This is a genomic window from Pontibacillus halophilus JSM 076056 = DSM 19796, assembly GCF_000425205.1.
Taxonomy (GTDB): Bacteria; Bacillota; Bacilli; order Bacillales; family BH030062; genus Pontibacillus_A; species Pontibacillus_A halophilus.
Genome location: NZ_AULI01000014.1, coordinates 1 through 22,366 on the forward strand (window position 1 = coordinate 1; position 22,366 = coordinate 22,366).

At 44.5% G+C, this 22,366-nt stretch carries 24 protein-coding genes and 12 tRNA genes; 4 read left to right on the plus strand and 32 right to left on the minus strand.

Annotated elements, in window-relative coordinates; genetic code table 11:
* Positions 1 to 8 precede the first annotated feature (8 nt).
* The 13 genes from H513_RS0113440 to H513_RS0113500 form a co-directional block, all read right to left on the minus strand.
* A tRNA-Ile gene (locus tag H513_RS0113440) sits at positions 9 to 85 on the minus strand.
* A gap of 11 nt (positions 86 to 96) precedes the next feature.
* Positions 97 to 170 (minus strand) — tRNA-Gly (locus H513_RS0113445).
* 18 nt (positions 171 to 188) lie between these two features.
* A tRNA-Pro gene (locus H513_RS0113450) sits at positions 189 to 265 on the minus strand.
* Positions 266 to 272: 7 nt separating this feature from the next.
* Positions 273 to 349 (minus strand) — tRNA-Arg (locus H513_RS0113455).
* A gap of 51 nt (positions 350 to 400) precedes the next feature.
* A tRNA-Leu gene (locus H513_RS0113460) sits at positions 401 to 488 on the minus strand.
* A 92-nt stretch (positions 489 to 580) separates the two neighbouring features.
* Positions 581 to 665, minus strand: a tRNA-Leu gene (locus H513_RS0113465).
* An 81-nt stretch (positions 666 to 746) separates the two neighbouring features.
* Positions 747 to 822: transfer RNA gene (locus H513_RS0113470), tRNA-Lys, on the minus strand.
* A gap of 7 nt (positions 823 to 829) precedes the next feature.
* Positions 830 to 904, minus strand: a tRNA-Gln gene (locus H513_RS0113475).
* 8 nt (positions 905 to 912) lie between these two features.
* Positions 913 to 989 (minus strand) — tRNA-Asp (locus H513_RS0113480).
* Between the two features lie 22 nt (positions 990 to 1,011).
* A tRNA-Glu gene (locus H513_RS0113485) sits at positions 1,012 to 1,086 on the minus strand.
* A 3-nt stretch (positions 1,087 to 1,089) separates the two neighbouring features.
* Positions 1,090 to 1,180 (minus strand) — tRNA-Ser (locus tag H513_RS0113490).
* A gap of 2 nt (positions 1,181 to 1,182) precedes the next feature.
* A tRNA-Asn gene (locus tag H513_RS0113495) sits at positions 1,183 to 1,257 on the minus strand.
* Between the two features lie 231 nt (positions 1,258 to 1,488).
* Positions 1,489 to 1,947: a SprT family protein gene (locus H513_RS0113500; protein ID WP_026801211.1), complete on the minus strand. Its 459-nt coding sequence runs from the start codon at positions 1,945 to 1,947 to the stop codon at positions 1,489 to 1,491.
* A 103-nt stretch (positions 1,948 to 2,050) separates the two neighbouring features.
* On the opposite strand from H513_RS0113500, the gene cmpA reads away from it, so the two are divergent.
* A complete protein-coding gene (gene cmpA / locus H513_RS21680; RefSeq protein ID WP_154655254.1) occupies positions 2,051 to 2,167 on the plus strand; it encodes a cortex morphogenetic protein CmpA in 117 nt (38 codons plus the stop codon).
* Positions 2,168 to 2,195: 28 nt separating this feature from the next.
* Here cmpA and H513_RS0113505 read toward each other — a convergent pair whose 3' ends face one another.
* The 15 genes from H513_RS0113505 to acpS all read right to left on the minus strand — a co-directional run bounded on the left by H513_RS0113505 (position 2,196) and on the right by acpS (position 14,743).
* Complete coding sequence (locus H513_RS0113505) at positions 2,196 to 4,346, minus strand: Tex family protein (protein WP_026801212.1); 2,151 nt, start codon at positions 4,344 to 4,346, stop codon at positions 2,196 to 2,198.
* A 119-nt stretch (positions 4,347 to 4,465) separates the two neighbouring features.
* Positions 4,466 to 5,059, minus strand: a complete 594-nt coding sequence (locus H513_RS0113510) for a SpoIIE family protein phosphatase (protein ID WP_026801213.1) — start codon at positions 5,057 to 5,059, stop codon at positions 4,466 to 4,468.
* A complete protein-coding gene (gene sigB, locus H513_RS0113515; RefSeq protein WP_026801214.1) occupies positions 5,056 to 5,847 on the minus strand; it encodes an RNA polymerase sigma factor SigB in 792 nt (263 codons plus the stop codon). The genes H513_RS0113510 and sigB overlap by 4 nt, the downstream gene beginning before the upstream one ends.
* Positions 5,819 to 6,298 carry an anti-sigma B factor RsbW gene (gene rsbW / locus H513_RS0113520; protein ID WP_026801215.1) on the minus strand — a complete coding sequence of 160 codons (480 nt, stop codon included), beginning with the start codon at positions 6,296 to 6,298 and terminating at the stop codon, positions 5,819 to 5,821. Before rsbW ends, sigB begins: the two co-directional genes overlap by 29 nt.
* Positions 6,298 to 6,630 (minus strand): STAS domain-containing protein, encoded by a 333-nt coding sequence (locus tag H513_RS0113525; protein WP_026801216.1) that lies wholly within the window; start codon positions 6,628 to 6,630, stop codon positions 6,298 to 6,300. The genes rsbW and H513_RS0113525 overlap by 1 nt, the downstream gene beginning before the upstream one ends.
* A 76-nt stretch (positions 6,631 to 6,706) precedes the next feature.
* Positions 6,707 to 7,717 carry a PP2C family protein-serine/threonine phosphatase gene (locus H513_RS0113530; RefSeq protein WP_026801217.1) on the minus strand — a complete coding sequence of 337 codons (1,011 nt, stop codon included), beginning with the start codon at positions 7,715 to 7,717 and terminating at the stop codon, positions 6,707 to 6,709.
* Positions 7,718 to 7,735: 18 nt separating this feature from the next.
* The gene (locus H513_RS0113535) at positions 7,736 to 8,137 is read right to left on the minus strand and encodes an anti-sigma regulatory factor (protein WP_026801218.1); all 402 of its coding nucleotides are present in this window, start codon (positions 8,135 to 8,137) and stop codon (positions 7,736 to 7,738) included.
* Positions 8,138 to 8,139: 2 nt separating this feature from the next.
* Entirely contained in the window at positions 8,140 to 8,496 is a 357-nt protein-coding gene (locus H513_RS0113540; protein WP_026801219.1) for an STAS domain-containing protein, read from the minus strand.
* A 7-nt stretch (positions 8,497 to 8,503) separates the two neighbouring features.
* Positions 8,504 to 9,373 (minus strand): RsbT co-antagonist protein RsbRA, encoded by an 870-nt coding sequence (locus H513_RS0113545; RefSeq protein WP_026801220.1) that lies wholly within the window; start codon positions 9,371 to 9,373, stop codon positions 8,504 to 8,506.
* Between the two features lie 243 nt (positions 9,374 to 9,616).
* Positions 9,617 to 9,967, minus strand: coding sequence for a type II toxin-antitoxin system PemK/MazF family toxin (locus H513_RS0113550; RefSeq protein WP_026801221.1), 351 nt, complete (start codon positions 9,965 to 9,967; stop codon positions 9,617 to 9,619).
* A 4-nt stretch (positions 9,968 to 9,971) separates the two neighbouring features.
* Positions 9,972 to 10,253 (minus strand): CopG family ribbon-helix-helix protein, encoded by a 282-nt coding sequence (locus H513_RS0113555; RefSeq protein ID WP_026801222.1) that lies wholly within the window; start codon positions 10,251 to 10,253, stop codon positions 9,972 to 9,974.
* Between the two features lie 176 nt (positions 10,254 to 10,429).
* Positions 10,430 to 11,590: an alanine racemase gene (alr, locus tag H513_RS0113560; protein ID WP_026801223.1), complete on the minus strand. Its 1,161-nt coding sequence runs from the start codon at positions 11,588 to 11,590 to the stop codon at positions 10,430 to 10,432.
* A gap of 131 nt (positions 11,591 to 11,721) precedes the next feature.
* Positions 11,722 to 12,741, minus strand: a complete 1,020-nt coding sequence (locus H513_RS0113565) for a LolA family protein (protein ID WP_026801224.1) — start codon at positions 12,739 to 12,741, stop codon at positions 11,722 to 11,724.
* A 55-nt stretch (positions 12,742 to 12,796) separates the two neighbouring features.
* Entirely contained in the window at positions 12,797 to 14,308 is a 1,512-nt protein-coding gene (locus H513_RS0113570) for an NAD(P)H-hydrate dehydratase (protein WP_026801225.1), read from the minus strand.
* A 69-nt stretch (positions 14,309 to 14,377) separates the two neighbouring features.
* Positions 14,378 to 14,743, minus strand: a complete 366-nt coding sequence (gene acpS / locus H513_RS0113575) for a holo-ACP synthase (protein WP_026801226.1) — start codon at positions 14,741 to 14,743, stop codon at positions 14,378 to 14,380.
* A 108-nt stretch (positions 14,744 to 14,851) separates the two neighbouring features.
* Between acpS and H513_RS0113580 the strand changes: the two genes are divergently transcribed.
* Positions 14,852 to 15,616 (plus strand): rhomboid family intramembrane serine protease, encoded by a 765-nt coding sequence (locus tag H513_RS0113580; protein WP_026801227.1) that lies wholly within the window; start codon positions 14,852 to 14,854, stop codon positions 15,614 to 15,616.
* Positions 15,617 to 15,662: 46 nt separating this feature from the next.
* Here H513_RS0113580 and cshA read toward each other — a convergent pair whose 3' ends face one another.
* A complete protein-coding gene (gene cshA / locus H513_RS0113585; protein WP_026801228.1) occupies positions 15,663 to 17,192 on the minus strand; it encodes a degradosome RNA helicase CshA in 1,530 nt (509 codons plus the stop codon).
* Positions 17,193 to 17,410: 218 nt separating this feature from the next.
* Between cshA and H513_RS0113590 the strand changes: the two genes are divergently transcribed.
* Positions 17,411 to 18,337: a DMT family transporter gene (locus H513_RS0113590; protein WP_026801229.1), complete on the plus strand. Its 927-nt coding sequence runs from the start codon at positions 17,411 to 17,413 to the stop codon at positions 18,335 to 18,337.
* Positions 18,338 to 18,359: 22 nt separating this feature from the next.
* Positions 18,360 to 19,214 (plus strand): DegV family protein, encoded by an 855-nt coding sequence (locus H513_RS0113595; RefSeq protein WP_026801230.1) that lies wholly within the window; start codon positions 18,360 to 18,362, stop codon positions 19,212 to 19,214.
* 365 nt (positions 19,215 to 19,579) lie between these two features.
* Here the strand turns inward: H513_RS0113595 and H513_RS0113605 are convergent, their stop codons facing one another.
* The 3 genes from H513_RS0113605 to H513_RS20255 form a co-directional block, all read right to left on the minus strand.
* Positions 19,580 to 21,061, minus strand: a complete 1,482-nt coding sequence (locus tag H513_RS0113605) for an MFS transporter (RefSeq protein ID WP_026801232.1) — start codon at positions 21,059 to 21,061, stop codon at positions 19,580 to 19,582.
* Positions 21,051 to 21,764: an alpha/beta hydrolase gene (locus tag H513_RS0113610; protein WP_026801233.1), complete on the minus strand. Its 714-nt coding sequence runs from the start codon at positions 21,762 to 21,764 to the stop codon at positions 21,051 to 21,053. The genes H513_RS0113605 and H513_RS0113610 overlap by 11 nt, the downstream gene beginning before the upstream one ends.
* 95 nt (positions 21,765 to 21,859) lie before the next feature.
* Positions 21,860 to 22,306: a YppG family protein gene (locus tag H513_RS20255; RefSeq protein ID WP_036770365.1), complete on the minus strand. Its 447-nt coding sequence runs from the start codon at positions 22,304 to 22,306 to the stop codon at positions 21,860 to 21,862.
* Between the last annotated feature and the right edge of the window lie 60 nt (positions 22,307 to 22,366).

A 22,366-nucleotide genomic window follows, 5' to 3' on the forward strand; every position in this document is an offset into this window, starting at 1 on the left:
TGTGTTCATGGTGGGCCTGAGTGGACTTGAACCACCGACCTCACGCTTATCAGGCGTGCGCTCTAACCAACTGAGCTACAGGCCCCAATGATAATATGGAGCGGGTGATGGGAATCGAACCCACATCATCAGCTTGGAAGGCTGAGGTTTTACCACTAAACTACACCCGCATAATATGAAACTTTCGATGGTCGGGAAGACAGGATTCGAACCTGCGACCCCATGGTCCCAAACCATGTGCTCTACCAAGCTGAGCTACTTCCCGTTATAAATGGTGCGCCCGAAAGGACTCGAACCCTTAGCCTTCTGATCCGTAGTCAGACGCTCTATCCAATTGAGCTACGGGCGCATTATAACAAGTTTTACTTTCTTGAATTCACTCAGTGATGCTGAACACTTTTGGTGCGGCCGAGAGGACTTGAACCTCCACGGGGTTAACCCCCACTAGGCCCTCAACCTAGCGCGTCTGCCGATTCCGCCACGACCGCTCAATGATTTAATATTGAGCTATTTGCACTGCCGTGTAAAACGACTTGTCAATCGACTTCATGAACTGAGCTGTTCATCATGTTGTTTTAAATGGTGCGGGTGGAGGGACTTGAACCCCCACGTCCGGAGACACTAGATCCTAAGTCTAGCGCGTCTGCCAATTCCGCCACACCCGCATGGTGTTTTTTGTTGCGACAGTTATTAATGTTAACATCTTATCGATGTTTTGTCAACAACTTTTTTAAAGAAAGTTGAAATGGTGAGCCATGAAGGATTCGAACCTTCGACCCTCTGATTAAAAGTCAGATGCTCTACCAACTGAGCTAATGGCTCTTATAAATGGCTGGGCCAGCTGGATTCGAACCAGCGATACACGGTACCAAAAACCGATGCCTTACCACTTGGCTATGGCCCAAAACTAAGTGGCGGTCCGGACGGGACTCGAACCCGCGACCTCCTGCGTGACAGGCAGGCATTCTAACCAACTGAACTACCGGACCTTCTTAATAATGGTCTAAAAAATGGTGACCCGTACGGGACTCGAACCCGTGTTACCGCCGTGAAAGGGCGGTGTCTTAACCGCTTGACCAACGGGCCATCTGGCGGAGAAGGAGGGATTTGAACCCTCGCGCCGCTTGCGCGACCTACACCCTTAGCAGGGGCGCCTCTTCAGCCACTTGAGTACTTCTCCATTGGCTCCAACGGCAGGATTCGAACCTGCGACCTATCGGTTAACAGCCGATTGCTCTACCACTGAGCTACGTTGGAATGTGATGTGAACAGCGTCACGTTTAAACATTTTACTAGCTCGTCTTTAGTAAGTCAAGAAGTTTTTTGCCTTTTATTAAAAAGTGAATAACAACTTGTCTTTCAAAGCGACAAAATTTATTATAACCGTTATCCAACAAGAAGTCAACAATCGATTTAACATTTTCAAATGATTCGTTTTAGCTGATATCCGCTTCGTTGACGGCAATAACTAATTTATCACGCATGGCTCTAATCGTCAATACGTTTTGTCACTTTTTTTAAACTCCCTTTACAACTTCCACATCGATACCGCTTCAGATCAATCTGTCGTTGTCTAGCATATTGTTGCTCGCACGACATACACTGATAGACGTACTTCTTTTGTCTTTGTGCAGATGGCAACGGCTTGCAGTGGCGAGGAGACCCAGTCGCTTTCATCAAGGCACGAAACTCAGGATCACGATGCTGGTACCCTTTCCCTTCTATATGAAGGTGGTAATGACAGAGCTCATGTTTCATAATCCCCTCAAACTCTTCTAAGCCTAATTCCTCTAGGTACTTCGGATTCAATTCAATTGTTCTCTTACTCGGGATATACCTTCCTCCTGTTGTGCGGAGACGATGGTTCATTATGACTTTGTCTGTAAAAGGTTTAGAGAACCATTGCCTAGACAGTTCATTCATCCACTCGTGTAACGACCGTTCCATTTAACTCCTCCTCTCACCTTTGGGCAGTAGGCTGCATACAATAAACTAACGCTAAACACCCGAGAGTTCAACCTATTTTCAGCTAAGAAAGGCGGGATACAGAATGCCTGGTTGGTTGCAAAGGCAGTTAATGCGAGCGTATAGCGAAAAGGATACCTATCAGATTCGCATCTTAAATCAGTGTTGGTTCTTCTACAGAAAAAAACACTGCTCATCGTAAGCAGTGTCTTTTTGTGTTCAATGAAAGATTAAATCATCGTAAGCGCAATTCGCCCCTTCTTCGTATCAACTTGTTCCACCCATACCGTGACAACGTCTCCTACTGCGACAACATCTAATGGATGCTTTACAAACGAGTTGGATAACTTCGAGATGTGTACAAGTCCGTCTTGTTTAACTCCAATGTCAACAAATGCACCGAAATCGACGACATTTCGTACTGTTCCTTGCAACTCCATCCCTTGAGTTAGATCTTCAAGAGATAGTACATCTTTCTTAAGCAACGGCTTAGGTAAGTCATCCCTTGGATCACGGCCTGGTTGTTTCAACGCATTTAATATATCCTGTAATGTCGGCGCTCCAATTCCAAGGTTCTCAGCCGTTGTATGGACATCCATTCCGTGTAACGCATCTTCTACTTTCGGCGTACCTAGGTCAGACGGTGTGAGCCCATACATCGACAGCAATTCCTTTGTCACCTCATAACTCTCTGGGTGGATGGGTGTTCGGTCGAGGGGTTGCTTTCCTTCTAGTATTCTTAAGAAACCAATACTCTGTTCATAGGTCTTGGCTCCGAGTCTAGGTATTTTCTTCAGCTCAGTACGTGCTGTGAACTTCCCATTCTCTTCACGCGCCTTAATAATATTGTTGGCAACCGCCTTGCTTAGGCCCGATACGTATTGGAGTAAAGAGGCCGACGCTGTATTTACGTTCACACCAACTTGGTTTACCGCTGTCTCTACGACAAATGTTAACGATTCATTCAATCGTTTTTGAGCTACGTCATGTTGGTACTGACCGACACCGATTGATTTCGGATCAATCTTGACAAGCTCCGCCAATGGATCTTGAACACGACGTGCGATGGAAATGGCACTTCTCTCTTCTACTTTCAGATCCGGAAACTCCTCACGTGCTAATGGAGACGCGGAATACACACTCGCTCCCGCTTCATTCACAATCATATACGCCAAATCAAGACCGTTGTTCTTAATGGAATCAGCAATAAATTGCTCCGTTTCTCTTGATGCCGTTCCGTTCCCTATAGCTACAAGCTCGATTGGATACTTGTTAAGCAATTCTAGAATCGTCTTCTCCGCCCCTTTGACATCATTACGGGGAGCAGTTGGATAAATGACTTGAATATCGTGCGCTTTCCCTGTTTCATCTATAATAGCCAACTTACAACCTGTCCGATAAGCAGGATCCACCCCTAGAATGGTCTTCCCTTTCAATGGAGGCTGTAGCAATAGATTCTTCAAGTTCTTAGAGAATACTTCAATGGCTTGTTCTTCTGCCTTCTCCGTTAGACCGCTACGAATTTCTCGTTCAATGGAAGGTTGAATGAGACGCTTGTAGCTGTCCTCAATAACCTCCATCATCCATTCCTTCGTTTCAGGACGTTTCGTAAGACGAAGTTCCTTGGCGATATAATTGAGGACCCACTCCTTAGGAGGTTGGACATTGACCTTAAGAATACCTTCCTTCTCACCCCGGTTAAGCGCCAAGATACGGTGGGATACAATGGCACGAATCGGCTCCTCGTACTCATAGTACATCTCGAAGACACCCTTTTCATCTGCTTCTGTATCTTTACCTTCAGATTGAAGCGTCCCCTTGTTGTACGTTTCTTTTCGAATGCGCTCTCGGTAGTGAGGCTCGTCAGAAATCCATTCAGCAATAATATCTTGAACTCCTGTTCGTACGTCGTCTACTGAATGAACTTCCTTTTCTTCATTTATGTATGCTGCTGCTTCACCGGGAAAATCCGATACGTGCTGGTCATACACTCGCTTCGCCAACGGCTCAAGACCTTTCTCCTTCGCCACTGTAGCTCGAGTACGACGCTTCTGTTTGTAAGGGCGATACAGATCCTCTACTTTTTGAAGCTGCGTTGCTGACTCAATCTGTTGCTTAAGTTCATCTGTCAGCTTCCCTTGTTCATCAATTAGACGAACAACTTCCTCTTTACGCTTCTGTACGTTTTGAGCATATGTCCATTTCTCTTGTATATCGTTAATCTGAACTTCATCAAGCCCACCAGTCTGCTCCTTCCGATAACGAGCAATAAACGGGACGGTATTCCCTTCATCTAACAGGGCAATCACTTGGTCGACCAGTTGTTCTTTAATTTGTAGTTGTGTAGAAACTTGCTTGGTCAGTGTAGCTATTTCACTCATACTCTTTCCTCCTCCATTCACACATACTCTCTCCATTTTATCAAATGCGATTTTAAAAACCTAATGAGATTCAGTTAGCTGTAACAAAAAAAAGACCTTGCCACATTGGCAAAGGCCTTCTACCCGTTGTATCTAATTGCGATGAATGTGGAATCATCGTGTAAGTCTTGTTCTTGCTTCACTTTAACCGTGTCTACGATATGATCTAGGTTATTGGATACGAGGGATTTCGTTAATCCTCTCTCGCTCACTCCATCTGAGAACATAAAGAATTTCGTGCCTGGAATCAATACATTATGAAGTACCTTGTACGGTCGTGGATAGCCAGATAAATAGCCGGCAGAAGGGATATTCCGCTTCTTCTCCCCATCAGGGGTTACCATTATGATGCCAATATTCCCAATTGACGTATAGGAATAACTCTCATTGGCAAAGTCGATACGGAGAACTCCAAGAACTGCTCCCCTTTTCTTCATCAAGACTTCATTTGACCTTCGTACAAGCGCATCAATAGAAAGGTCTTCTTCCTCTTCAATTAAATCCATAATGGCTTGAGAGGATTCTCGGGCATATTCCCCGCTTCCTAATCCATCAGCTAGCGCGCAAATGAACGAGTCATCTGATTCCTTGTAAATGAAGCTATCGCCACAGTAGTAATTTCCCTTTTTAGGCTTTTGAAAGACAGAAATGTCCATTTTGGCTGTTTGGCTCAATAGTACTCCTCCACAGCATCAGACTGCAGGGCTTCCCGTAGCTTTCTCAATGCACGTCGTTGCAGACGCGATACATGCATTTGAGAAATCCCAAGATGCTCCCCAGTATCTTTCTGGCTCATGTTTTGGAAGTATGTACACTTCAAGATTTCTTGCTCACGCTCTGAAAGAATTGGAAGTACCTTCTCCAACAGCATTTGCTGATCCACGTGTTCATACCCATTCTCGGAGTTACCGATTAAGTCTAAGATTGTAACCGTACTACCATCGGAATCTGCTTCAATCTTGCGGTCAACAGAAAGAGCTTTGTAACTCTTGCCCATTTCCATCGTCTCAAGTACATCCTCTTCTGAGACTTCAAGATATTCTGCGATTTCAAGTACAGAAGGAGAGCGTTGAAGGTCTGTTGTTAACTCTTCATTCGCTTTCTTGATCTTAGGACCAAGCTCTTTAATTCGACGGGGTACGTGCACGCTCCACGTCTTATCTCGAATAAATCGTTTAATCTCACCAATGATGGTTGGGATTGCAAACGATTCGAAAGACTTTCCGTATTCAGGGTCGTAGCGTCGGATTGCCGCCAACAACCCTAGCATGCCTACCTGTACAAGATCTTCATGTATTGAGCTCTTCTTCGAGTATTTCTTCGCAATAGACTCCACTAAGTCCTTATACTCCAACACGACTTTCTCCTGGATTTCATCGTCCTCAGGATGTTGCTGCAAGTGTTGAATCCACTCGTAAACCTCACCCTCACGTCTATTGTGTGGTTGAGATTTGGTCGTCATTTAGCCCCACCTCATTTTCTTGGAGGTATTTTGTCATGAGTACAATTACTCCAGATTTATTATTAATCTCTACCTTGTCCATAAGGGCGTCAATTAAGAAAAGGCCAAATCCTCCTTCTCTGAGGTCTTCGATGGAATCTGTTTCTTCATAAGGGCCAATATCTTCCTTCACTTGTTGCAAGTCGAAGCTTCCCCCACGATCCGCTACCATAATTTCTAACCGGTCGTCGTAAACCCCAAATCCAATGGTGATTTCCCCTTCTTCCGTATCTTTATACGCATGTTTAACGCCGTTTGTAATTGCTTCTGAAATGGAGACCTTAAGATCTTCAATATCTTCATACGAGAAGCCCATCCGATTAGCAATTCCAGATGTGCTTAGTCGAACAACGCCTACATATTCAGGTTTCGCCGGGACTTTAATCTCTACGAAATCAAATGTTTCTGTCATTACATTCCACCTCGAACTGATTCATCTTGAATATTAATAATCTCCGTAAGACCCGTGATTTCAAACAGACGCATGACCCGATCATTTGGGTTAATAAGCTTAAGTTCGCTATTCGTCTCTTTAGTGGATTTAAGCGCGCTAATAAACACACCAAGACCAGTACTGTCCATGTAATTCACTTCTGCCAAATCAACGGTAACAACCGTGTTTTCCCCTTTAGTTAGTGGAAGGAGAGTTTCCTTTAACTTTGGTGCCGTATATGCATCAATCTCACCGGAAAGCGAAACAATATTTTCATTTTCTTTATTTGCTACATCAATTGTTAAGTTCATACCGTTTAACCTCCTAATGTCTACAGTTTTACCGAACTAACGTCTACTTATCACGTTTACCCCGTAGTAAAAAGATTTAAACTTCACGCTTAATAATAATCATCGTAAAATCGTCTTTCATCTCAAAATCCTGCAGGCGTTCGAAGTAATGGTACACTTGCTCTGTTATTTCTTGAGCAGGCAAATGTTTGTATTCTCGTATTACATCCACAATTTCGTCGCGTTCAATAAATCGTTCACCTACACGACATTCCGTTACACCATCTGTTAGAAGAATAATCATATCTCCTTCATGAATGGGTTGGCTATATTCTTTGTAAGTTGAGCTGCGATCAACACCGAGTAAAAGCCCTTTGGCTTCAATGTCGTAAAACGTATCTTCTTGAGCATAGTAGTAAAACCCAGGTTCGTGTCCGGCAGAAGCATATTGGAAGTGATGTGTTTCTGGATTATAAAGTCCATAGAACATCGTAATGAACATGCTTGGGTCCACGTTTCGTTCCACTACTCGATTCATCCCTTCAAGCACAATGCTCGGATGCATCTTATTCTCTGGAAAACTATCCATTGAGTATTTAATCATAGACATTGACAGGGCAGCTGGCACCCCTTTACCAATGACATCTGCAATCGCAATACCAAGAGAGCCTTGCTGGTCTTGGACAAAGTGATAGTAATCCCCGTTCATCTGCTTGGCAGGATAACTTGTCGCCCCTATATCTAACCCATCAATCGATGGCTTCGTTGTGGACAGCAACGTTTGTTGCATATTGGCTGCTACTGAGATTTCAGACTTCAACTCAAGCTGCTTCTCTCGTAACGCCTGATACTCCTGATAGGCAAGTCCATACGAAATCATCGTCTCCAATAAGAAGTTCATCGAATTTCCGATTTCCTCAGATAGATCAGGATACAGTTCATGTAGCGCTTCCACATGAACATGAATAATCTCTTCAGGAGAAATGTTCTGCTGAATGGAGTGCTTACTAAATTGTTCAGCACGATAAAGGGACTGCTCGTTCTTCGTTTCTATATATTGCTTTAGTAAGTCCTTGTACATATTTACGTCAAGTTTCAAGGTACTCATTAAATAAATACCTCCTTCTTATCGGAGCCATTTCACCGCCCGAATCTCCGTCCCATCACTTGGGTTTGATACAATATCAAAGTCGTCCATTAATCGTTTCACACCTGGGAGACCAGCTCCTAATCCTCCAGAGGTTGAAAAGCCATCTTCCATAACTTGACTCACATCATGGATACCAGGTCCGCTGTCCACCGCAATAATGCGAATGCCTTTGCCGTTCACTTCTTCAAGCACTTCAAAACACACTTGTCCGGTTCCAGCGTATAAATAGATGTTCCTAGCAAGTTCTGAGATCGCAGTCGCTATACGTGCCTGATCAACAGAGCCAAACCCCGTCTTTCTCGCAATGTCTCGCCCAAGCTGACGCGCCCCTACGATATCCCATTCTTTTTTAATCGTTACGCAGGATTGAAGGTCCATACCTACTCCTCCAGTTCCTGACGTAATTTAAGCAACCCCTGTTCGAGATCTAATGCAGTTGGAACATCTTGAAGATGGATACCTAAGTCAATGAGCGTCATAGCGACAGCTGGCTGGATTCCTGTTAGAACCACTTTAGCCCCCATTAAGTCAGACATAGACACAACATCCCCTAAGACCTTCGCAATAAATGAGTCAATAATATCAACGGACGTTAAATCAATGACGACTCCAGTCGCACCACTTTCGTGGATTTTATTTAATAGATCTTCCTGGAACTGAATGGCGGTTTGGTCATCCAGGTCAATTTGTATAGAAATAAGCAAATAATTATGAAGCTTTAGAATAGGGATTCTCACGTTATCTTCACTCCTTACCTAAAGAGTCAATGATTGATTCGACCTCATCTTGCTTCTCTGTTAGGTTTACGATTTGTCGTTCAGTTAGTTCCAATGCAGATTCAAAGCCTTTACGTAAAGAGCTCTTTGTCGGGAACTTACTTAAGTCAATGCCGAGATTTACAATTGTCTGGGCAATTTCAGGGCGAATCCCTACTAGAATGCAAGTTGAGCCAATTAAACGCACAGCTTCGGCTGCTTGAATAATGTGGTGAGCAACCATAGTGTCCACGACCGGAACACCTGTAATATCAATTAACACCACTTCAGAATGATGTTTAATGACACCGTCCAGCAAGTTCTCCATGATTAATTTCGCGCGCTCTGTGTCGATTGTCCCGATAAGCGGCATAATGGTGATATTCTCCATGACAGGAATAAGAGGCGCAGACAACTCTTGTAACGCCACTTTCTGTAATGAGACAATATTCTCCCAGCTACCAGAGTACTCGTCCACGAGCTGGTTGATAATTGGGTCCACCCATTCATCTACCTTCGCTAGCACTTCAGAGAAATAATCTGTATCTACCTTTGTCGATTGACTTAAAATGTAGTTAATCGTCACTCGACGGAATGATTGCATCCCATCTGTTAAATAACTTAACGGCCATCCTAAATGAATTAACCGTTCTGCAAATTCTTCTATGTCGTTCATTCCTCCGCGTTTTTCCAAGCTAGAGAAAATTACATTAACAAACTCACGATTTGTGTTCTCAAATAACTCTTCTGATATAGCAGAAGTGTACTCTTTCGTTTTGGTATTCTGTATTTCTTCGAGCCACATTCGTACAATTTCATCACTGTTCTCAAGCACTATTTGTTCCAAATTCGTCTCCATGTTCAACCTCCAGAGTTTCACCACAAACTCATTATGGTATGTAATAAGAATATTTTCACATCTGAAATTATTATTAGCAAATAATAATCGGCTATAGTAGGAAAGTTTTGTCCAAAGCAGAAAAGACAAACGTCTCCCTCTATTTTATCATCTCTTTACTGTTTTCGGCTAACGATAGGTGTATTCCTTGTTTTACCGATTTAAATAAAAAAATAAAGCCACCGCACAGCGAGTAGCTTTACTTTAGAAATCAATGAGCCCTAAACTTATTTGTACTGCTTCTTCGACCTTAGACATCATCGCGTCGTCTAAGTGCGTAATCTTATCAGTCAACCGTTGCTTGTCGATTGTTCGAATTTGTTCGAGTAAGATTACGGAGTCTCTTTCAAAACCGTAGCGTTCTGCATCGATTTCTACATGGGTAGGAAGTTTCGCTTTTTGTATTTGCGCAGTTATGGCAGCCACAATGACTGTCGGACTAAAACGATTTCCGATATTGTTCTGTAAGATAAGTACTGGGCGGACGCCCCCTTGCTCTGACCCAACTACCGGAGAAAGATCGGCAAAGTATACGTCGCCACGTTTAACGATCAAATCGTTACACCCCGCTCACTAAGCGTTCGCAGGTCGTTTCTGCCTCCTCTTCAGCTTGGAAAGCCTCTGAAGCAAGGTTTAGGTTGATTTTAGCCATCTCCATATAACCTTGACGCATAGATTCACGAATTTGACGTTTTTTGCGTTCACGCAAATACAATTTTGTAGCTTCATGGATAAATTCACTGCGACTTCCATCTTCGAGTTGAATGACATGGTCCAACTCATTAAGAAGATGTTGTGGTAACTTGATCACGATTTCTTGTGAACCATCGGACACGAACATGCACCTCCACCATCTACTTCAAAAAAACCAGTCTCTTTTTTATTCCAGTCTAATGATAACACCCTTCTCCCCCCAATGCAAAGCTATATTGGGCATTTTTTATCCAAAATACGCTTTATAATGACAAAAACAGGGGATATAAATGTAATAATGGCATTTCTTAGAGTCTAGGATGTCTACCTTGCCCCATTTTGCGACCCGATTGTCTTTCCGTCCTGGACGAATACCCTTGGGACCCGGTAGCTGATCATACAAGTCACTTCATAATTAATCGTGTCCAAGTGTGCTGCAATTTCATCCGAGGTAATTTCTTCCTCTTCTTGCCTTCCTATGAACGTGACGTGTGTCCCAATTGGATATTGCTGGTCTAAACGAATCATAATTTGATCCATACACACCTTTCCAACAATCGGACAGCGTTTCCCATTTACAAGCACATCCGTACCTTGTAGACTTCGTTTCCACCCATCTGCATAGCCGAGCGGAACCGTACCAATCCATTCCTCATCACTGGTCACATAGGTCGCACCGTAGCTAATGGCTTCTCCTTTAGGTAGTTGCTTCACATGAATGAGCTTGCTGTGCAGCGATAGCGCTGGTTCTAGGGGCATAATGTCCATCGCCTTCACATCAGGAGAAGGATACAACCCATACATACCTATGCCGAAACGAACGTAATGATTCATCGTTTCCGGAAAGCGCATGGCTGTAGCACTATTCCCCGTATGAATCTCTACATCGCCACTCCATCGCTCTTGGAACGCGGATAGCAATAAATCGAAGCGTTCTTGCTGTTCGTGAAAGTAGGTCGCGTCTTCCTCATCCGCTGTCGCAAAATGAGTAAATACGCCGTCCAGTGTATACAAGGAAGTGTCTAAAGCAGTTAACAGCTCGTCCATTTCCTTTACTGTCCGAATGCCAATCCGCCCCATCCCTGTATCCCATTTCATATGAATTGATAATGGACACGTAGGCGAGAGACTTTGACCCGCTTCTTCAATCCACTCCGGCTGAAAAGCAGTCAGCGAAATCTTCTCACGAGCTGCAATAGCGGCATCTTCAGGACGAACCCAACCCATGACTAAGATTGGAGCCTTTATCCCTTCCTCACGGAGACGAATTGCTTCATCCAATAAGGCGACTGCAAATCCCTTTACTCCAGCAGCTTCTGCTGCCTTAGCAACTTGTATATCCCCATGTCCATAGGCGTTTGCTTTGACTACTGCGTAGATTCCTGTTTGTTCAGGAAGTGTTTGCTTTAATTCGTATATATTGTGTTGGATACGAGACAAATCAATCTCTGCCCAACTATCTCTATAATAAGTTTCAACAGACAAGCCAGTTCTCCTCTCTTAAATTACCCCTTACTTTACATTATTAATGGATGAAGAACGGGTGTCAACTTCAATAGAAAAGCAGACTCGACCTGTACTGAATCACGGAATCGAGTCTGCTTCAACCTACTCTATTACTTAATCGCTGTACCTTGGACAGATTGTGCCACTTCAATCATTTCTTCCTTCGTTAAATCCTCACTCGCCAAATAGAAGTTCATCCCGTTGTAGTTCCACTCTAGAGAAGTTTCAGTCCACGCGCCGACTGTAAACCCTAAATCAACTGGGTCCCCATTGACTTGTACTGGAACTGTTGCACTAGCTGGATAAGCTCCAACAGATTCCTCAATTAACGTGTAGGATTTCTCCCCTTCGAAGGATAGAATGACACGTTGTCCATTTTCCATTTCTACTTGTGTCTCATCAACAAGCTGAGCATCTCCTACGTTCTGGACTGGGTAGAGAATGCTGAACGAGTTCGTCTGCTCTTCCCCTGCCATCACAGGAATGCCTAAGGCACCACTCGTCATGTTCTTCTCTGTCGTAAAGGCATCATCACTGAATTGTGCATCAAGCTCAAATGAATCAAACTTCACTTCAACAAGCGGGTTCATGTCCTTGTCTAACACTTTAACCATGAGAGGCGTTAAACTCTTCTTATCGAAATAGATTTCTTGGTACGGAAGGTTTTTGCTATTTTGATAGTTTGTCTTCGTTTGGAAGACATAGTATTCTTCATCTGACTTAAATTTCGCTTCTGAATCCGCTAGAATGTCGTTCACAAGTGATTCATAAAGGTAAGGTTGGCTGCTGTTCTTTGGCCAATCGCTTTGGAACTTGTAGCTCTTATTTAATGCAGGCGTCAGAACAAAGACTCCTTCTTCATTCTTGAGAATGATTTGGCTCCCTTTCTCGTCACTTTCGTTCTTAAGCGCGACTCGGTAGTAATCTTTCTTTTTATGCCAAATTTCAATGTCATACGTCTGTGCTTCTTGGCCCGTATTCAGTGTCATTGAAGCCTCTGTTTTATACGAGCTCATGTCTTCTAGCTTCTTCTCCAGATTCTTAACGACGTCTTCTTTCGACTTCTCTCCACAGGCTGCTAGAAGCAAAAGCAAGGCTGCCATGAACATAAAAAGCCATTTTTTATTCATTCTCACAACTCCTTTGTCTCATTTCAAAGGACAAAGGGAACGAATACCAAGCCAATTAAGAACGTGTACGAATGACGCGACCTATACCTTCAATTAAATCTGTTGCAAGAAGATCATAATGGGAATGCTTTTCTTCGACGAGGAGATCAGCCGCTCGCCCATGAATAAAGCATGCATTGTTCAATGCAGCGTATAACGGCTGGTCTTGCATGAGCATCGTGAGCACAATGCCTGTGAGCACATCCCCACTCCCACCTTTCGCAAGTGCTTGATTACCAGTGGTTGTTACCCATTGCTGCCCACTCTGGTCTGTCACAATCGTAAAAGCCCCTTTCAAGATGACAGAAACGCCATTCTCTACAGCAAATTGCCTTACATAACGGAAAGGTTGTTTAAGTAGGTCTGCTACGGATACATCGAGTAGCCGTGCCATTTCTCCGGGATGAGGAGTCAGGATAGTTGGTGCGCTTCGCTCCTTAAGTTCGTGGAGCACATTCACAAGCGCCGTTAATCCGTCTGCATCAATGACGAGTGGACCTTCTGTCGACCGAAGCGCACGAGTAAGCAATTGTTGTGCTTCTTCATGCGTCCCAAGCCCCATTCCAAATGCCACTCCGTCATAAGAGTCAAAGTCTAGGTCTTTCAACTCGTTTATAAAGCCATCCTTTTGTTCTAATGGAACAAACGTTGCTTCAGTAACGAGTGGTGAAATCGCTGGAATGCTCTCTTTCGTAGTGGCAACGGTGAGTAAGCCCGCTCCTGACCTTAGCGCCGCCCTTGCTGTCATCGCAACGGAACCAGGCATTGGAACCGAGCCTCCAACGACGAGCCCCTTTCCAAACGTCCCCTTATGTGCGAAGGGTGATCGCTCTGGAAGAGTCTGACGGACTTCTTTCTCTCCCCATAGATTTCGAACTGGCATGTCCGGCTTCTGGAATAACCCGATATCAACTTCGACCCTCTCTCCATAATAAGGAGCTGTCTGCTGTAAGAAGGCAGAGACTTTCGGAAAGTGAATGGTGTACGTCCTTGTAGCCTTAATAGCTAAATCAACGTCGACCCCTTCGTCAGCTGGTAAACCACTCGGTACATCAACGGCAAGTATCGATTGGTTCCAATCATTTAGGAGTGTGATGATTGTGCGATAGGGCTCTCTCACTTCCCCCTTGATCCCAAGACCAAGCATGGCATCAATGAAGATCGGCTGACCCTTGCTAAGCTCAATTAGCGTCTCTTTACTCTCCCATTCGTGTATGCTCACGTCGAGCGCTTGTAGCAATGAAAGGTGATAAGCGGCGTCACCACTGATTCTCTCAGGGCTTTGACAAAGAAGGACAGAAACTTGGAACCCCCGTTGTGCGAGCACCCGAGCAATCACAAAGCCATCTCCTCCATTGTTTCCTTTCCCCGCTAGAACGAGCATAGGTTGAGTGGTCGGGTATGAGGACGAGATGTGATTAGCCATTGCTCTCCCTGCATTCTCCATTAATACTCGACCTTCTAGCCCGCAGTCATTCATCGTATAGGCGTCTAATTCGTACATTTCTTTGGCGGTAACGATGTTCAATTTGTTCCCTCCTACCCGCAGTAAACTATATGAGACAAACTGGTCGTTTATGCAGACTAGCCTGACAAGCTAGTCGCGACTCTCGATGATTACTTGAGCCAAGGCGTGCCCTTCGCTATGTGCAATCGACACCCAAATTTGATGCTCTACCCCACGCACAGACATATAGGGAGCACCCTCTTCTCCAGTTAATACTTCAATATCTTGGAACGAATATGCTTTACCAATTCCAGTACCAGCAGCTTTCACAAATGCTTCCTTCGCAGCAAATCTACCCGATAGATATTCGAGCTTCCGCTTATCAGACTGAAACGCTTGGTAACGCTCACGCTCTCTTTCCGTCAATGTCCGCTGAACAAATTTCTCTGGATGACGGACCCATTTTTCTTTCACTCGTTCTAGTTCAATTAAATCAATGCCCATCCCTTTAATCATTCAATACCACCAACCCTTTCGTTTTATGCGTTGGAATGTTTACGTGACATGTTGTATGGCAAAACCATGTATAATGGAAATAGACCTATAACAAAGGAGATTCTCTCTATGTTCTTTCGTACAGAATCTTTCAAAGATTTCATAACTTTTTATCCTGTTGTGACGGTCATTGTTGCAGTTAATTTGCTTCTTTGGCTGTTCAGTGGATTTTTAGAGATTCCACTTTTTGTCCGTTTCGTCGATTTCGGTGTAGGGTTCAACCTAAAGATATCAAATGGAGAATGGTGGCGTCTCTTTACACCCATCTTCCTTCATGACCAAAGTTCAGTCGGACACGTACTATTTAACAGTTTCTCTCTTGTGTTGTTCGGGCCGGCACTTGAACAAATGCTCGGTAAAGTTAAGTTTATGATTGGATATGTAGGTGCAGGGGTTATTGGCAACATTGGGACCTATTTGTTTGCACCAGATATTTATTTACACCTAGGAGCATCAGGCTCCATTTACGGTCTCTTTGGATTCTACCTCTTCATGATTTTGTTCCGACAACGATTAATTGATGAATCCAGTAAGCAAATCGTAACTGTCATCTTAGTAATTGGCATAATTATGACGTTTCTCCGTTCTGGTATCAACATTTACGGCCACTTATTTGGATTTCTTGGGGGACTTCTGTTAGCGCCTCTTCTACTTATCAACGCCAAACCTTTCTCTCCTTGGAGGAATGAGCGGAGGAGACGTGATGATCATGAGTATGGCTTTGACCCGAACCGGTGGTCGAAGCGAAATCAACTGAAGCGTAAGTATACGCGTTATGCCATCTGGGCGGTCATCCTTATTATTCTGCTCCTTGGATTGATTAAGCCATTCTAATTAAACAAAAAGACCGCCCTGTTAGCAGGACGGTCTTCTTTATTCTTTAGCGATTATTTGAGTTTGATGGGCGTTTGTTGCCTTGGAATTTGCGGTTACGAGAGCCGCCACTTCCACCTTTGCCACTACGGTTACGATCGCCGCCACCGCGGTAAGATTTATCACCGTATTTCTTAGGACCATAGTTACCTTTCTTGCGGTCAAAGTTACGTCCGCCATTACGGCCTCCGCCTTTACCACCACGAGGTCCTTTGACACTGATTGGCGCGATAGAAGTTAGCTCAACAGGTACATTGCGGCGTTTCTTCGTTAGCATCTTCAATGCTGCAGAAACAACCGTTGCAGGATCATACTGCTCAAGCAGTTCGTCTGCTGTACCACGGTAAGAGTCAAGATTCTCATCTTCAACAGCTTTCACAAGCTTATCTTTCGCAATTTGCTGTTGGCCTTGAAGCGCCTCATCAAGTGTAGGCATCTGTAGGCGTGTCATCTTCTTCTGAGTTGTCTTCTCAATGATACCTAGGTGTCCAGTTTCTCTTGGTGTTACGAAGGAAACTGCATACCCTTCTTTACCCGCACGACCTGTACGTCCAATACGGTGTACATAGCTTTCTGGGTCTTGAGGGATATCAAAGTTGTATACGTGCGTTACGCCAGAAATATCAAGACCACGTGCTGCAACGTCTGTTGCTACTAGTACTTCGACACCACCGCGCTTAAATTTCTTCAGTACCGACATACGTTTTCCTTGGGATAGGTCACCGTGAATTCCTTCAGCGCGGAAGCCACGAGCACCAAGGCCATCTGTAATTTCGTCTACACGTTTCTTCGTGCGACCGAATACGATGGCAAGCTCTGGTGTATGAACATCAAGCAAGCGCGTTAGCGTATCGAATTTCTCGCTGTCTTTTACTTCAACGAAGTATTGGTCAATCTTATCAACTGTAAGCTGTTTTGCTTTCAGTTTTACCGTTTCTGGCTTCTTCATCATGTTTTGTGCAATATCGTGGATTGCCTTAGGCATCGTGGCAGAGAACAATAGTGTTTGTCGTTGCATCGGAATCGCCTTAAGGATGTCCTTGATATCATCAATGAAGCCCATGTTAAGCATTTCATCCGCCTCATCCAATACAGTTGTATGAATGTTTGAGAGTTGGATTGTGCCGCGACGAATATGGTCAAGTAGACGTCCTGGTGTAGCTACAACCACTTGTGGTCCAGCTTTCAGTTCGCGAATTTGGCGACCCATATCTGTACCGCCGTAAACAGGAAGGATCTTAACCCCTTTATATTTACCATATTTATGAAGTTCAGTTCCAACCTGCATAGCAAGCTCACGAGTTGGTGCAATGACAAGTCCTTGAACCTTCTTCATGTCTTGGTTGATCTTCTCGATCATCGGAATACCAAACGCCGCTGTTTTCCCGGTACCTGTCTGTGCTTGACCGATTACGTCTCTTCCGTCCATTGCTAGCGGTATGGTTTGTTCTTGTATAGGTGTTGCCTCTTCAAAACCAAGCTCTAAAACAGCCTTAAGAACCGGCTTTGAAAGTCCTAATGAATTAAATGTTGTCACTTATATTTCTACTCCTTTATTGTCTTCTTTGTATCCCAAAGAAAAACACGTAAAAAAAGCCGTCCCCATACATATCAAGGAAGAGGCTTTCGGTACGATTGCTTTTTTTCCATTCTATCACACTCGACGCTCGTCGGCAATTGAACTTGTTAAAGATGGAAATGCTTTTCCCTCTAAACCGTGGTAAAATAAGTATATCTTGTATCAGGAGTGGTAAGTTGGATAAACCTTCCTTCAGCCCGTATTTCGCTATTGGTATTGGTGTTCTGTCTGTTTCGAGTGCAGCCATCTTCGTAAAGCTTGCGAACGGCACGCCTCCATCTATAATCGCAATGTATCGATTGGTGATTGCCGTCTTACTTATGCTTCCTTATGTAGTATTTTCTAAACGCCACGAATTTAAACACATATCTAAAAAAGACTGGATTTACTCTGGACTAGCCGGCGTTTTTCTAGCATTTCACTTTATTCTTTGGTTCGAGTCATTGAGGTATACGTCTGTAGCAAGTTCGGTCGTTCTCGTAACGCTTCAGCCTATCTTCGCCTTTATTGGAACCTACATTTTCTTTAAAGAAAGGTTTACAATTGGGGCGTTAGTTAGTATGCTCATAGCCATTACAGGTAGCGTTCTGATTAGTTGGGGCGACTTTCAAATTAGCGGCTGGGCATTGTTTGGGGATATCCTCGCTTTAGCCGGAGCAATTATGGTTACAGGGTATTTCCTTCTTGGTCAAGGAATTCGAAAGCGACTTTCTCTTATGACCTATACCTTTATCGTGTATGGAGCGAGTTCTCTTACATTAATCGGATACAACTTGCTCCTTAACCAACCTTTTACTGGGTTTCCAGCTGATCATTGGCTCCTATTCCTAGCCCTTGCCATCATCCCGACTTTCTTCGGTCACACGCTGTTTAACTGGGCCTTAAAATGGGTAAGCACATCTACGATATCAGCAAGCATTTTGTTTGAGCCAGTTGGTGCGTCTATTTTGGCTTATTTCATACTCGGAGAACAAGTGACCCTAACACAATGGCTTGGTGGGACGATTATTCTTCTAGGGCTTGGCTTATTTATCTCTTCCACCTCTCGGAAGCGACGAGCAACACCCCCTTCTCCTTCACATGAGGGCGAGGGATTTCATTGATATTTATAAAGCAGGTGAGTACATGCATATTCAACTAATGACTGACAGCGGTGTAGATTTACCTCAACATTTGATTGAGAAATTCGAGCTCCACATCGTTCCATTAAACGTCATCTTTGGTGATGACAGCTATCGAGCTGGTGTAGACCTTGATCTTGAAACGTTCTTCGAAAAGATGAAAGCATCCTCCGAGCTGCCTAAATCATCAGCGCCAGCGCCTCATACGTTCTATGAAGCGTACAAAGCGGTAGACCCATCAAAGCCGATTTTGATGCTCTCCCTTTCTGAAGGATTGAGCAGCGCCTATCAGAACGCCCTCATGGGGAAAGACATGCTCTTAGAGGAAGAACCTGACCGACAAATTGAGGTTATTAACACAAAGACCGCTACATGCGGAATGGCGTTAATGGTTCAAGAAGCTTATACGAGAATCCAAGAAGGATACACGTTTGAAGATTTAACGATCCACATGGAACAACGAAGTGAAAAGGTCGCTACTCTAATCGTGCTTAAGACGCTTGAGAACCTAATTAAAGGCGGACGATTAGACCGTGTGAAAGGAGCTCTTGCACGAACGCTTAACATTAAACTCCTTATGCACGGAAGTGAGGAAGGAAAGATTGAGTTGACTGAGAAAGTACGAGGGAACAAGAAGGCAATGCGTCGATTTGTCGACCAAGTTTCTGAGTACTCAAAGAACTTTGAGGATAAGGTGATTGCACTTTCCCACGGAAACAATGAAGAAAGGGCTAAATCCCTTCTTCAGGAATTCAAAGACCGTTATCACTTTAAAGACACCATTCTTTCTGACATGGGTCCTTTGATTGCCACTTACGCAGGTGAAGGCGGATTCGTCATTTCCTTCTTTAAAGATTAAACCTTAACGATGAAGAGCCCCATTCAGCTGAATGGGGCTCAGCTTGTAGAGAAACCCTGTGTTTTTCTGCAAGCTTTTTTGTGCCTCTAGGAGCGCGAGACCATTCCCTTTCCTCGGACGAACGCCCAATTCTCCTCGGGGAGACCGCCCTGCGGGGCCTCGGTCGCCCGTTTTTCCGCAGGAGTTGAATGGTCTCGCGCTCCTTACTGAAAAAGGGCTCTCTTTCATCAATCATCCAGCCTCTAAGGCCAGGTGAAGAGCAATCTTACACGAATACTATTGTTCTCAGACTGCTGTTCAAAAAATAAGGCTGTCGAGAACTCCCTCGATAGCCTGAATCCCTTTCAATTGAAAGGACGCTTTTCTTATAACGTTTCATATGCAGGCTTCTTAGCCAACAAGGACAAGAGCGCTGCAATCGCAGGAAACAAGAGCATTACAAGAAGAATCTCTTGATACCCTCCATACCAATCGAAGAAAGCACCAAAAGGCAATGGCCCAAACGCAGAACCAAGCACCATCACCGTTTGGGCCACACCTTTAATACTTCCAAGGTGTTCCCGACCGAAGTAGTTGGGCCAGACGATGGAAAGCACGATCCGTTCGAACCCATTTACAATCCCCCACACGACCCCATACACAATAGCTCCAGTTGTCGTGCTTACACCGAGTAGAAGAACTAGAGCCAAGACATGGCCGGTAAATGTGAGCGCAAGTACATAGCGTACTTCAATCCGATCAACAAGATAACCAACGAAAAAGGTCACCGGAAAGCCAACAATGGCCATTAGCGACAAGATCAACGCCGCCAAGCCATCACCTAATTCCTTCTCGCCCATCAAGGATACCAAGTGAAACGTGACTCCTGTATTGACCAAGGCAGGTAAACTCACACAGAAAAGGATAAACCAAAACGCCTTCGTCCGTATCGCTTCGTTTAATCGCCAGCTTGTTTCATTGATTTCGACCTGCTGTTCTTCTTCACCTCTGTCCACTTCATGAGAAGAGACCATTCCTTTAATCACGTATAGGAATGAGACGACAGTGAAGGCTGTAAAACCAAGCCTGACGCTTACAATCCACACTTGATCAAACGTTTGATCAAGAGGAAATGTAAAGGCAACAACAGTAGTGAGCAACGAAACAACGAACGTCCACGCCATTCTGGGTCGATACAAGAAGGGGTTCTGTATACTTAACCGCTTCGCACTCCCACCATCCGGCCGCTCCCCTATTTGAAGAGGCTGATTACGCACAAGCCAAACTGTTAATGGAACAAAGATTACAGCAAGTGCCGCTCCCCACACAAACCATGTAACACGCCAACCATATGCATCAATGAGCCAGTTGTTCAGTGGCGGTAACAGCGCGGAGCTTAGGAATCCTCCTATCGCCATCACACTTAAAGCTCTCCCCCTCTTCTGTATAAACCATTGCGGAACGAGTGTATTTGGAATTAATGTGAGAGATCCCTGTCCAAATAGGCGCAACATATAAAATCCAAGAAACATCATAAAAGGTCCAAGGATGAATCCATTCCAGAAGCAAGCCAACGCAAGTAACGTTCCCGCTATCGCCATCATCACACGTTGCCCAAATCGATCGACGAGGCGTCCAACAAGGAAGAGCGTTAAGCCAGCACCGAGAGTAGCCGTTGAGTACAACCCAGAAACATACGTCCGACTATAATTAAATTCACTTATGTAAGAATCAATAAAAATAGAGACCGAATAGGTTTGACCCGGTCCCGAGAAGAATACCCCTAGCCCTGCAATCATTACAATCACCCATCCGTAAAAGAATGGGGGTTGAACTGGGGGATAATGTGTCGTTTCTTTATTGTTCAACGCGCTCCCTCCTGACCGGTGACAGTTGCAGAAAGTTGTGTACGACCTGAAACGCAATTTCTCGATCTTCATCTAGGCAGACGAGATGCTTTGAGTTTGCTAGGAAGGTGATCCCTATTACAGCGTCTCCGATGCATTCACTTAAGTAATAAGCCGTCTGTTTCGGCACAAGAGCATCTTGTTCTCCTTGTACGATGTACGTTGGACATTCAATCTCACTTAGACAAGGTGCGGTCGCCTGTACACATTTCCTAAACTCGAAAACGGACCGAATCGGTGTCTTTCCTACCTTGTGTCGGTATCGTTTGTACAGGACATCCTGTTCCCACTCCCCTCGAAAGCCATTTCTCGCCATCGAGGCAATGTCTGTAATGAATTGGACGGGTTCGATGTATTTGGCCGATGCGGATAAAAGGACGAGCTTGTCAACTTTATGATTAGCAGCAAGGTAAGCCGCAATCATCCCTCCCATCGAGAATCCAACTACGTAGACAGTGGAACATTCTTCATAAAGTTCCATAAGCGCCTTTTCTGCTGCCTCTATCCATTGTGTATACGGTACATGGTCCATCTGCTCAATCCCGTGCCCCGGCAAGGTTGGAATGGAAACATACCAGTCTTCCCTTTCCTGTAAATATTGGGCTAATGGCTCCACTTCGTAAGGTGCTCCTGTATATCCGTGGAGAAGTAAGCAACCAATCAATTGTACCCTCTCCTTTCCCAATCCTATCTACAAATAAGAAATTCAACCTTGCAGACGGGGCAAGGTTGAACGTTTCATGCTTAGTAGGTACACTGCTAAATTTTAAATCCTTTCACGAACGAGCTTAACCCTTTCACAATAGGACTGAATTGATTAGCCGTGTTCGCCATCTGCCCCATCGTCGATAGCATCTTGTCTAAGTCAAGCTGCCCGTTCTTATCTTGAAAGTATTGAACAAATCCTTTCTGTTGCGGCTGCCCTTGGTTCTTTCCTTGGCCTTGCTGAGGGTACTGTTGCAATGAATAGTATGGGTCCCACTGTGATGGCTGAGGCGGCTTCTGGAACTGTTCGAAAGGCGTTTTAAAGACTGGTGGCTGAGGTTGTTGGGATTGCTGAACGGGCTGATAACCTGGAGCTTGAATTTGAACAGGGGGTTGTTGAGGCATATATCCTCCCTGATATGGCGGATAGTACCCTTGCCCCCCTTGCATATATGGCGGGAACGGCTGTTGAGGGTAGGGATACTGAGGTGACGGATTCATGGAACACCCCTCCTTCACTACAAATCGATTTCACCTATAGCCTATGTTTGAAGAAGGGAA

What these genes read in the sequence shown, in the direction of transcription:
- H513_RS0113555 (WP_026801222.1), bottom strand. Translation starts at nt 10,253, where the DNA reads ATGTTCGTGTCCGATGGTTCACAAGAAATCGTGATCAAGTTACCACAA.
- H513_RS0113535 (WP_026801218.1), bottom strand. Translation starts at nt 8,137, where the DNA reads ATGGACCTTCAATCCTGCGTAACGATTAAAAAAGAATGGGATATCGTA.
- rsbW (WP_026801215.1), bottom strand. Translation starts at nt 6,298, where the DNA reads ATGACAGAAACATTTGATTTCGTAGAGATTAAAGTCCCGGCGAAACCT.
- H513_RS0113545 (WP_026801220.1), bottom strand. Translation starts at nt 9,373, where the DNA reads ATGGAGACGAATTTGGAACAAATAGTGCTTGAGAACAGTGATGAAATT.
- H513_RS0113530 (WP_026801217.1), bottom strand. Translation starts at nt 7,717, where the DNA reads ATGAGTACCTTGAAACTTGACGTAAATATGTACAAGGACTTACTAAAG.
- sigB (WP_026801214.1), bottom strand. Translation starts at nt 5,847, where the DNA reads ATGACGACCAAATCTCAACCACACAATAGACGTGAGGGTGAGGTTTAC.
- H513_RS0113505 (WP_026801212.1), bottom strand. Translation starts at nt 4,346, where the DNA reads ATGAGTGAAATAGCTACACTGACCAAGCAAGTTTCTACACAACTACAA.
- H513_RS0113565 (WP_026801224.1), bottom strand. Translation starts at nt 12,741, where the DNA reads ATGAATAAAAAATGGCTTTTTATGTTCATGGCAGCCTTGCTTTTGCTT.
- H513_RS0113500 (WP_026801211.1), bottom strand. Translation starts at nt 1,947, where the DNA reads ATGGAACGGTCGTTACACGAGTGGATGAATGAACTGTCTAGGCAATGG.
- H513_RS20255 (WP_036770365.1), bottom strand. Translation starts at nt 22,306, where the DNA reads ATGAATCCGTCACCTCAGTATCCCTACCCTCAACAGCCGTTCCCGCCA.
- acpS (WP_026801226.1), bottom strand. Translation starts at nt 14,743, where the DNA reads ATGATTAAAGGGATGGGCATTGATTTAATTGAACTAGAACGAGTGAAA.
- H513_RS0113595 (WP_026801230.1), top strand. Translation starts at nt 18,360, where the DNA reads ATGCATATTCAACTAATGACTGACAGCGGTGTAGATTTACCTCAACAT.
- cmpA (WP_154655254.1), top strand. Translation starts at nt 2,051, where the DNA reads ATGCCTGGTTGGTTGCAAAGGCAGTTAATGCGAGCGTATAGCGAAAAG.
- H513_RS0113580 (WP_026801227.1), top strand. Translation starts at nt 14,852, where the DNA reads ATGTTCTTTCGTACAGAATCTTTCAAAGATTTCATAACTTTTTATCCT.
- H513_RS0113525 (WP_026801216.1), bottom strand. Translation starts at nt 6,630, where the DNA reads ATGAACTTAACAATTGATGTAGCAAATAAAGAAAATGAAAATATTGTT.